Origin of the sequence: Psychrobacter sp. A3 (genome assembly GCF_028823565.1) — a bacterium.
Classification (GTDB): domain Bacteria; phylum Pseudomonadota; class Gammaproteobacteria; order Pseudomonadales; family Moraxellaceae; genus Psychrobacter; species Psychrobacter celer.
In genome coordinates, this window is record NZ_JAPEHS010000089.1 from 1 (window position 1) to 10262 (window position 10262).

Consider the following 10262-nt stretch of genomic DNA (forward strand, 5'->3'; position numbering starts at 1 on the left):
AGGTAGGGGATAAGGCGGCCAGTGACGCGCAGGCGGTGCTATCGGTTGAAACAGTAACGCCCAGCCAAGATAAGATTGGCAATACCTTGAGCGCCGACGGTACGATTAGTGCCAAAGATACGGCCAATATCAGTGCCAAAGTCAATGGCGTGGCTGTCGAGCGAGTCTTGGTGGAGGAGGGCGATCGCGTCAAAGCAGGCCAAGTGCTGGCTGTGTTTGATACCGATGCGATGGAGCAGCAGGTGTTGCAAGCCGAAGCCGACGTGGCCGAAGCCGAAGCCACCCTTGCCAATGCCAGTGCTGATGCTGCACGGGTCTTACCCTTGATAGACATCGATGCCATTAGTAGGCAAGAAGCCGATCGCTATCGCACCTCTGAGGTGCGTGCTAGAGCGTCTTTGCAGGCGGCAAAAGCGCGGCTCAACAGTCAACGTTTGACCTTGGATAACGCTAAGGTCGTCGCACCAGTCAGCGGCGTCATCAGTGACAAAATGGTGGAGGTCGGCATGGTCGCAGGCGGTGAACCGCTATTTACCATTATAAAAGGCGGGGTATTAGAGTGGCGCGCAGATATCGATCCAAAGCTTGTTGGGGAAGTCACTGTTGGCACGCCTGTGCGTGTCAGCCTACCAGATGGCGACTCTGTGATGGGGAAGGTCAGTCGCATCGCACCGACAGCGGACAACAATCGCCAAATCACCATCTATGCTAGCCTAGCGGCCAACGCAAAAGTACGCGCTGGCATGTATCAAACGGGTGAGTTTTTATTGGGTAGCAGCGACACCCAAACCATTCCTAACAGTGCGGTGGTCAGCAATGATGGCTATGACTATGTGATGATGGTCACACAAATCCGCACCGACCACGCAGCGCAAAAAACAGGCCGTATCAAGCAGCAGCGTGTGAGTTTGGGTGAGCGTCTCGGCGATAGTGTGGCGGTCACAGAGCCATTGCCAAGCGACAGTCAAATCGTCAAGCAAGGCGGTAGTTTTTTAAATGATGGCGATTTGGTGCGCATCGTCGATGGTCTGAATCAATCCAATAATAACGCTGATACAGCTTCGCAGGCGCGCTCATGAGCCTAAATGTATCTGCTTATTCGATTAAAAATCCGTTGGTCGCTATTTTACTGTTTGTACTGCTGACGTTGGGCGGTATCTATGGCTTTATGCAAATGAAGGTGCAGCAGTTCCCTGACATTGATTTGCCTGCCGTGGTGGTGACCGTCACTCTGCCTGGCGCGGCACCTACCCAGCTCGAAAACGACATTGCCAAAAAAGTCGAAAATAAGCTGACCAGTATCGAAGGTGTCAAGCATATTCGCACCACCCTACAAACCGGCGCTGCCACCATGGTCACTGAGTTTGTCCTAGAAAAAGACATCCAAGAAGCGGTTGATGATGTGCGCTCAGCCGTCGGTGAGGTGCGAGGGGATCTGCCAGCCGCGGCCAATGATCCGATCATTACTAAGGTCTCAACCGCAGGGTTTCCGGTGGTGACATATTCTGTCGCTGCAGAAAACATGAATGTGGCAGATCTGTCTTGGTTCGTTGATGATACGGTCACCAAGCGGTTATCTGATATCCCTGGTGTCAGTACCGTTAGCCGTATCGGTGGCCTGCAGCGTGAGATCACCGTGGCAGCGGACCCGATTGCGCTCAGTGGTTTAAAGTTTCCTATCTCTCAGCTATCGCAGCAAATCGCTGGGATTCAGCAGGACAGCTCAGGCGGTGAAGCCGAGGTCGGTAAAACCACGCAAACCATTCGCGTGCTTGGGGCGGTCGAGCGCGCAAGCGACTTAAGCAACCTACAAGTGGCCGTGCCGACAGGTGGCACGCAAGCGCTTGGACGTATGGCGCAAATCACCGATGGTGCTGCTGACCCAAGTTCGATTGCTAAGCTTGATGGGCAGACGGTGGTGGCGTTTAACATCACCCGCTCGCGCGGTGCCAGTGAGGTCGAGGTCATGGAGCGCGTCGATGCCGAGCTTGCTAAACTGGCGGCCGATACGGGTAATATCAGCATCGAAAAAGTCTATGATCGAGCCACACCTATTGCCGAGGATTATCAAGCATCACTGCGTATGCTGATAGAAGGCGGACTATTGGCCGTCGTGGTGGTGTTTTTATTTTTGCGCAATATCCGTGCGACCATTGTTGCAGCTGTGGCGTTGCCACTGTCCGTTATTCCTACCTTTTTGGGCATGTATCTGTTTGGCTTTAGTCTCAATATTATTTCTTTATTGGCATTGTCATTGGTGATTGGGGTGTTGGTCGATGATGCCATCGTAGAGGTCGAAAATATCATTCGTCATCTGCGTATGGGCAAGACACCTTATGAGGCGGCGATGGAAGCGGCTGATGAGATTGGTCTGGCAGTCGTTGCTACTACTTTTACCTTGATTGCTGTTTTTTTGCCGACGGCCTTTATGGGCGGTATTGTTGGGCAGTTCTTCCGTCAGTTTGGCTGGACAGCGGCTTTGTCGATATTTGCGTCCTTGATGGTAGCGCGACTGATCACGCCGATGATGGCAGCTTACGTACTGCGGCCAGAAAAAAATCGCGTGGAAAAACAAAGCGCGCTGATGGATTGGTATCTTAAGATTGTTTCATGGACCTTGCGACAACGCTGGATCACCATCGGCGCAACTTTGGTGCTGTTTGTCGCTTCATTGATGCTGGTGAAGTTGCTACCGACCTCCTTTATTCCTGACAATGATATCGATCAGACGCGTGTTGAGATTGAGCTGACGCCAGATGTGGCGCTCGAAGATACCGATCGCGTGGCAGCGATGGCCAGTGAGCGTATCTTGGCCATGCCCGAAGTGACCAATATCTTTACCTCGGTAGGGGAGGCGCAAGCTGCTATGGAGCCCAGCTCTGGCGGCAAAGCCGAAAATATCGCAGGGCTAGATATCGTCCTTGCGCCGCGAGCAGAGCGTATCTCTAAGCAAGAGATTGAGCGCAAAATCAGTCATCTGCTCGCGGAGGTACCTGGCGCACGCTTTACCGTTGGTCTATCGAGCGGCGGCGAGACGGGCTACAACTTTTCTTTGACCAGTACCAATCCAGAGGTGCTAGAGCAGACCGCCCAGCAGATTATGACTGAAATCCGAGCGCTGCCCAGCGCCGGCGCAGTGACCAGTGACCGTAGCCTGCCGAGGCAAGAGCTTACGGTCATGCCTGACAGACTGGCGATGGCAGATAAAGGCGTCACCACGCAAGATATCGCCTCCACGCTACGAGTGGCGACGGTCGGCGACTATGAGCAGCGCTTATCTAAGCTTAATCTCGATACCCGGCAGATTCCTATTGTGGTGCGACTGCCTGATGTCGCCAAACAAAACGTCAGCCAATTAGAAGGCCTATACGTGCCAAGCGCGCTGCCTGCAGGACAAGGGGTACGCGTGGGCGAGGTGGCCGATCTAAACTTTGGGACAGGCCCGGCCCAGATCAACCGGCTCGATCGTGAGCGCGCCATTAGTATTACTGTGCAGCCTTCTGATGGCGAGCTTGGCGACTTGGTGCAGGCGGTCAAGTCGGTACCAGCGATGCAGACGCTGCCGCCATCGATTACCATCATTGACCAAGGTCAGGCAGAAAACATGGCAGAGCTGTTTAGTGGTTTTGTCATTGCCATGTCGGTCGGTGTGGTCTGTATTTTGGGCGTGCTGATCTTATTATTCGGCCGTATATTGCAGCCCTTTACCATCCTGATGGCGTTGCCGCTTTCGATTGGCGGTGCGTTTGTCGGCTTGGTCATTACCAATAGTAGCCTGTCGATGCCATCGATGATTGGCTTTATTATGCTCATGGGTATCGCCACCAAAAACTCTATCTTATTGGTGGATTATGCCTTGATCGCTCAGCGCCGCGGCTTGGCTCGTTTTGATGCCATCATTGATGCTTGTCGCAAGCGTGCGCGCCCAATTATCATGACGACCATCGCCATGGGCGCAGGGATGCTGCCTTTGGTATTTGGGTGGGGCGATGCCGATCCGACGTTCCGTCGCCCGATGGCCGCAGCCGTATTGGGCGGCCTTGTCACCTCGACACTACTGAGCTTGGTAGTGATTCCGGTGGTATATACATTGATGGATGATCTATCGGGATGGTTTGCCAAATGGTTGACACCGAGTGGCAAGCCGCAGTCGAGCACTGATAATCACACTTAAATAAGGATTTGTTTGGGCTTATTGGCTAAGTTTAGTCGTTCTAAGTGCCTATTGTTACCAACAATAAAGCGGCAGAAAAGAGTCCTGCCCTCCACTCGAGCATCGCTCTCGCATTGCGAACGGGCAAAGCAGTGTCTTTCGTGAAGGTTTAACACGCCCTAGAGGTGAGCAAGACAATTGAGCTGAGGGTACCAGTGATTGACCTCTCATAGCCGCTCACTTAACCTGCATAGATGAATTAAATTCATCTTATATTTAAATAACATCGTTTTTATTCATCTGACGTTCAAGGTATGATTCATCCCATACACAAATTAGCTTTTATCTGATGCCTCGAGACGAGAGCTATCAGAGTAGTAAAGGGGACTATCATGACTCAGCCATTTACCTATACCATATCTAGCATACGTTTCGATGAAAACTACGAGCCTGCCGATAGCACACGCCTGACGACCAACTTTGCCAATCTAGCGCGCGGCGTAAACCGTCAAGACAACCTTTGTAAGACATTGACAATGATAAACAATCGCTTTAATGATCTGGCGCATTGGGACAATCCCAACGCCGATCGTTATTCGGTAGAGGTTGATATCATCTCAGCAGACTTAGAGGTGGCAGGCGACGGTCATACTTTCCCCAGTATCGAGATGCTACAAACCACGATTGTCGATCATCAAACCAACGAGCGCATCGATGGCATGATTGGTAATAGTTTCTCCTCTTATGTGCGTGATTATGATTTTAGCATTGTGCTACCAGAGCATTTCGGACAAAACCCAGGTACACCGCCCGCAGACAGCTTTGGTGTGCTGCATGGCAAGCTGTTTCAGCATTTATTGCGTTCAGAGGCTTACCAATCTCAGTTTGATAAGCAGCCGGTGATTTGCTTGAGTGTGTCCAGTAAGAGAACCTATGTGCGTACAGGCAACCAGCATCCGGTATTAGGGGTGGAGTACCATCAGGATGAGTATTCGTTAACCGATGATTATTTCCATAAAATGGGTCTTACGGTGCGCTACTTTATGCCGACAGGAAGCGTAGCGCCATTCGCGTTTTATTTCGCCGGTGATTTGCTCAGCGACTACAGCGATCTGGAGCTGATTAGCGCGATTGCGACGATGGAGACGTTCCAGAAGATTTATCGCCCTGAGATTTATAATGCCAACTCCAGAGCAGGCGCGGTCTATCAGCCCAGTCTCAATTACCAAGACTACTCAAAGACGCAAGTGGTGTATGACCGTGAGGAGCGCAGCCAGCTGGCAGTGAAGCAAGGCAAGTTCACCGAAGAGACATTTATTACGCCTTATCAAGATATCCTAGATGAGTGGGCAGCAGGCTTTGCGGTAGACAAAAGCGCTGATGAACAAGTGGCTTAATAGAGCTTTAGATATTAAATATTACGATACAAAAGATGAGACAACATGGATATATTATTACCAACTTCAACTGCAGGAAGCTTGCCCAAACCCTCATGGCTGGCCGAACCTGAGAAAATCTGGTCACCTTGGGCATTAGAAGGTGATGAGCTGATAGAGGCAAAACAAGACGCCCTGCGTCTGACCTTACAAGAACAGCAACATGCAGGGATAGATATCGTCAGTGATGGCGAGCAAACCCGCCAGCATTTTGTGACTACATTTATTGAGCATCTAGATGGCGTCGATTTTGAAAACCGTAAAACCGTTAAAATTCGTGATCGCTATGAAGCAAGCGTGCCATCAGTCGTGGGTGCGGTGAGCCGTCAAAAGCCAGTATTTGTGGACGATGCAAAGTTCCTACGTGCGCAAACCGATCAGCCGATCAAATGGGCATTGCCCGGGCCGATGACCATGATTGACACGCTGTATGATGGTCACTACAAGAGCCGTGAAAAACTGGCATGGGAGTTTGCTAAAATTCTCAATCAAGAGGCCCGCGAGTTAGAAGCAGCAGGCGTGGATATTATCCAATTCGATGAGCCGGCGTTTAACGTCTTTTTCGATGACGTCAATGATTGGGGCATTGCGACACTAGAGCGTGCTATAGAAGGACTTCAATGTGAGACAGCAGTACATATCTGCTACGGTTACGGCATCAAAGCCAATAACGATTGGAAAAAGACGCTGGGCTCAGAGTGGCGTCAGTATGAGCAAGCCTTTCCTAAACTGCAGCAGTCCAATATCGATATCGTCTCATTAGAATGTCAAAACTCGCATGTGCCCATGGATTTGATAGAGCTCATTCGCGGTAAGAAGGTCATGGTTGGTGCAATCGATGTCGCCACTAATGATATTGAAACTCCTGAGGAGGTAGCCGATACGCTACGCAAGGCCTTACAATTTGTCGATGCGGACAAGCTGTATCCCTCGACCAACTGCGGTATGGCGCCGTTATCTCGTGAGGTGGCACGCGGCAAACTACATGCGCTGAGCGCTGGTGCGGCAATCGTGCGGCAAGAGCTGAGCGTTTAGCAAAACTTAACAAGTTTTGGCTTGTTTAAGCTTATGAGTGGCCTCAGTTAACAAGGTACTTATAGATTTAACGTTTCTCAGGATTGCAGTAATGATAAAAGATATGATTGAAGCCACTGATTTTAGAGATGCCATGGCGCTATTGCCTACGGCGGTCAATGTGATCACCACCAATGGTCCGTCAGGCACTCATGGGTTCACTGCTTCGGCGGTATGTAGCGTCACTGATACACCGCCGACACTGCTGGTATGTATGAATCAAGCTGCGCGCTCACATGGGCATTTTGTGGACAATAAAGTCTTGAGCGTCAATGTGCTTGGTGCCCAGCATGAACACTTATCCAATGCTTTTGCTTCTAAACTAAGCTCAGATGAGCGCTTCGAGCAAGGAGTTTGGACTGAGCTTGTGACAGGCGCGCCTATCCTGAAAGATGCGCTAGTGAGCTTTGATTGTGAGATTGAGCACATTCAAGAAGTGGGTACGCATAGTGTGCTGATGTGCCGAGTGGTCGCTATCAAACCGCCAGAATCCCCAAGCGGGCAAGATGAGAGTTTAGTGTATTTTAACCGTGCTTATCATTACGTCGGTCAAGTTGAGCTTGTATAAGTCATAACTGGCATTAATATAGAGCACTTGCTCAGAAAATAAATCTATATAAGAAGACACTATCCCGTGGAACTAATCATTTTTTTAATCATAGGTGCACTAGCAGGTTTTGCGGCCGGGCTTTTCGGCGTGGGCGGTGGCACCATTATCGTACCGCTGTTATTTATCGTCTTTACCCAAATGGGCTACGATGCCGATACCATTATGCATCTGGCTTTGGGGACGTCGCTTGCGACCATCATCGTCACTTCGATCAGCTCGCTGATGGCGCATAATAAAAAGGGCGGCGTCATGTGGCCGGTCTTTAAAAATCTAGCACCTGGTTTGGCGCTAGGGTGCTTTTTGGGAGCAGGGATAGCAGGGCAAATATCAGGGTTATATCTGCAGCTGATTGTCGGGGTGTTTTTACTGTGGGTCGCTTATAGAATGTTTACCGCTGGTAAAAGACGTACACATATGAGTGATGCGAGTCATACGCCTGTGGCATTACCGTCTAAACCCAAGCAACTTGCGGCAGGTGGTGTTATTGGTGTGGCTTCGGCCATTTTTGGTATTGGCGGTGGCAGCTTAACGGTGCCGTATCTCACCCGTTATAATGTGGTCATGCAAAAAGCGGTAGGCACGTCGGCGGCGTGTGGTTTGCCTATTGCCATTGCTGGTGCGCTCGGCTTTATGTTCTTTGGTATGCAGCAGCAAGTTGATGTACCCAATACCATTGGCTTTGTGCATATTTATGCCTTTTTGGGCATTGCGAGTATGAGCTTTTTTACCGCTAAAGTTGGGGCAAAAGTCGCTCATATGCTCTCACCGCCACTGTTAAAGAAGTGCTTTTCGGTATTGTTATTCGTAGTAGGACTTTATTTTCTTTATAAAGGGTTGGTTTAGAGAATAATATTATTAGGGCGTGTTCTCTTTAGAATGAGGACACGCCCTAATAATATTATTTTGGCTAACAACATTCACTAAACCCTTTGCGATCTAGTAATGCTAGACAGTAAAGGGTTTAGTGTTATATAATGGTTTAATTCATAAAAAACATTCAAAATCAATAAGTTGTATCATTCAACCGTCACTGATTTTGCGAGGTTACGAGGCTGGTCGACATCTGTGCCGCGCATCACGGCCACATGGTAGGACAGTAGCTGCACAGGTATGCTATAGACGATGGGGGCCAGTATCTCGCAAACCTCAGGTACATAGACCACGTGCATTCTATCTTCTGCAACCATCTTGCTCTCTTCACTGGCGAAGACAAATAGCTCGCCATGGCGCGCATGCACCTCTTGCATGTTGGCTTTGAGTTTATCAAACATACTGTCTTTTGGCGCGAGCACCACGATTGGCATGTCTTTATCCACCAAGGCTAATGGGCCGTGTTTTAGCTCGCCGGCGGCATAGCCTTCAGCGTGGATATAAGAGATCTCTTTTAGCTTCAATGCGCCTTCTAGTGCAATAGGAAATTGTAAACCGCGACCTAAAAACAAGCAGCTTTTCTTATATTCAAAATGCTCGCTCATGACTTTGATCGGCGCATCGAGGTGTAAGCTGGCATGCAGTTGGCCGCGCAGCGCTTGTAATTTCTCTAGCAGCGTGCTCAGTTTCTCGTCTGTCATGCGCGCTTGGACGGCGCCTACCTTTAACACCAGCAGCATCAAGGCGGCCAGCTGAGTGGTAAAAGCTTTGGTGGAAGCGACACCAATCTCAGGGCCCGCCAGCGTTGGCAAAAAGATATTGGTCTCGCGCACCAAAGACGACGTCGGTACGTTGCACAGTGCCAAGCTCACAAGACCGGCTGGTGTGTGTTTTTGAATATCGCGTAGCGCCGATAAGGTATCGGCTGTCTCACCAGACTGCGAGATGCAAATGACCAGTGTGTTATCGACGACGACCGGATTGCGGTAGCGGAACTCACTAGCCACTTCGACTGAGCACGGCACACGAATGAGACTTTCAAACCAGTACTTTGCCACCAAACCTGCGTGATAACTGGTGCCACAAGCGATGACTTGAACCTGTTTAATGCCTTTTAACAGTGCTTCATGGCGCTGTAAAAAGTCATCACGCAGCTTAGATGGTGCATCGCTATCTACTGCCATCTCAATGGTACGAGCAACTGCATCTGGCTGCTCGTAGATTTCTTTGAGCATATAATGTCTGAACTCGCCTTTATCGGCATTATGCTGGGCGGCGTCAATCTCATGTATTTGACGTTTTACTTTTACACCATCTGCATATACGTCAATACTGTCGCGTGTCAGCTTGGCGATATCGCCTTCTTCTAGATACATAAAGCGATTGGTCACGGGCAGAAGTGCTAGCTGATCGGACGCGATAAAATTCTCGCCGATCCCCACACCGATGACCAATGGTGAGCCTAGGCGCACGGTAATCAGCTCGTCTGGGCAATCGATATGCACAATGCCAAGGGCAAAAGCGCCGTGCAACATGGGAATGACCGCACGCACTGCTTCTAATAAGTCAGATGTGGTTTTATAGATATCATTGATTAAGTGCGCAACGACCTCGGTATCGGTCTGTGAGGTAAACTCGTAGCCTTTTGCTACCAGCGTTTCTTTAAGCTCGGCATAGTTTTCCACAATACCGTTATGCACCACCGCGATCTTACCAGAGATATGCGGATGGGCGTTGCGCTGGGCAGGCTCGCCATGTGTCGCCCAGCGGGTATGGGCAATACCGATATGACCATCAAAAAATTCAGGATTGACCGCGACGGCATCGACTAAGGCTTGTACCTTGCCCACTTGGCGTTCGCGATGCAGCTCGCCATCACGAATGACCGTTAGGCCAGCGGAGTCGTAGCCGCGGTATTCTAAACGTTTTAGTCCTTCAAGTAAGATATTGGCGATATTACGCTCAGCAACTGCTCCAACGATTCCGCACATAATTATTCCTTAAATTTTATGTTCTCATACCATGTGATTTGAAAAGATGCCAATACATGGATAATTATTAATCTGTCAATAGGGCGTGTTGAACATTCAACCATGGCACTGACAGAGACTATTTTTTA

General features: G+C 49.8%; 7 protein-coding genes. 6 read left to right on the top strand and 1 reads right to left on the bottom strand.

The genetic code is table 11. The features are described from left to right. From NK638_RS10520 to NK638_RS10545, 6 genes are all read left to right on the top strand, one after another. The coding region (locus NK638_RS10520; RefSeq protein WP_274632988.1) for an efflux RND transporter periplasmic adaptor subunit at window positions 1–1079 on the top strand (1079 nt) is incomplete at its 5' end. Continuing rightward, a complete protein-coding gene (locus tag NK638_RS10525; RefSeq protein ID WP_274632989.1) occupies window positions 1076–4174 on the top strand; it encodes an efflux RND transporter permease subunit in 3099 nt (1032 codons plus the stop codon). The genes NK638_RS10520 and NK638_RS10525, both read left to right, overlap by 4 nt. Before the next feature lie 371 nt (window positions 4175–4545). Continuing rightward, window positions 4546–5550: a DUF1852 domain-containing protein gene (locus NK638_RS10530; RefSeq protein ID WP_274632990.1), complete on the top strand. Its 1005-nt coding sequence runs from the start codon at window positions 4546–4548 to the stop codon at window positions 5548–5550. A 45-nt stretch (window positions 5551–5595) separates the two neighbouring features. After that, entirely contained in the window at window positions 5596–6624 is a 1029-nt protein-coding gene (locus NK638_RS10535) for a methionine synthase (protein ID WP_274632991.1), read from the top strand. Window positions 6625–6727: 103 nt separating this feature from the next. Beyond that, on the top strand, window positions 6728–7231 hold the full coding sequence (locus tag NK638_RS10540; RefSeq protein WP_025646795.1) for a flavin reductase: 504 nt from the start codon (window positions 6728–6730) through the stop codon (window positions 7229–7231). A 66-nt stretch (window positions 7232–7297) separates the two neighbouring features. Then, window positions 7298–8116, top strand: a complete 819-nt coding sequence (locus tag NK638_RS10545) for a sulfite exporter TauE/SafE family protein (protein ID WP_105244374.1) — start codon at window positions 7298–7300, stop codon at window positions 8114–8116. A 173-nt stretch (window positions 8117–8289) separates the two neighbouring features. Here the strand turns inward: NK638_RS10545 and glmS are convergent, their stop codons facing one another. Beyond that, window positions 8290–10134: a glutamine--fructose-6-phosphate transaminase (isomerizing) gene (gene glmS / locus NK638_RS10550; RefSeq protein WP_274632992.1), complete on the bottom strand. Its 1845-nt coding sequence runs from the start codon at window positions 10132–10134 to the stop codon at window positions 8290–8292. Between the last annotated feature and the right edge of the window lie 128 nt (window positions 10135–10262).